The organism is Escherichia sp. 93.0816 (genome assembly GCF_013368855.2).
GTDB classification, from domain to species: domain Bacteria; phylum Pseudomonadota; class Gammaproteobacteria; order Enterobacterales; family Enterobacteriaceae; genus Escherichia; species Escherichia ruysiae.
Map to the genome: position 1 here is coordinate 1 of NZ_JABWNC020000074.1, position 623 is coordinate 623.

At 49.9% G+C, this 623-nt stretch carries 1 protein-coding gene; it reads right to left on the reverse strand.

The features are described from left to right. Positions 1–23: 23 nt before the first annotated feature. Positions 24–623 (reverse strand): autotransporter outer membrane beta-barrel domain-containing protein (locus HEM79_RS22320; RefSeq protein WP_183082729.1); only part of this gene is annotated, 600 nt, incomplete at its 5' end.

The following is a 623-nucleotide window of genomic DNA, read 5'->3' on the forward strand; positions in this document are numbered from 1 at the left end:
ACGTGACGGGCGGCAAAGTGGCATTAAAAGAGATATTTCATGCCCAGCATTCCCTGGGTATCGCTGTAACCATTGTCCCCCAACTGCTGGGCGACGTTGCCCCACAGTTGCAGACGCGGATTAAGCTGACCTTCCACCCCAACTTTTAACTCGCCGATGTTACGCGTGCCGATGATCTCATCGCTGATGCCATCCATCTTCACGCTGTAATTGCGGGAGTTATAAATCCAGTTGGTTTCCACGAAAGGCTGGAAGGAACGCTCTTTATTATCATCAATAGCATTATGACCTTGCAGGTACGCTTTCACCCCCAGACGCGTTTGCAGGTTACCTTCGGTGCTGTCCTCAACCAGAGTGCCATTGTCTTCAGTATGATTGTCTGCTTTCACATCCATCCACGTCAGTTGCATTTTGGGCTGCAACCAGTAGCTGGTGCGGGTATCTGCGCTTTCACCAAGACGGAAGGTATAACCCGCTTCAATAGCGGCGGTGATACCGTCAGAGTGATATTTTTCACTGGGCAGATACTCGCCGGAGACGGTGTTATCAAACCAGTTATAGAGCAACCAGCTATCAACATAAGTCCCTGTTTTATCTGCTTCGTTAGCGTACCAGGTGCCATA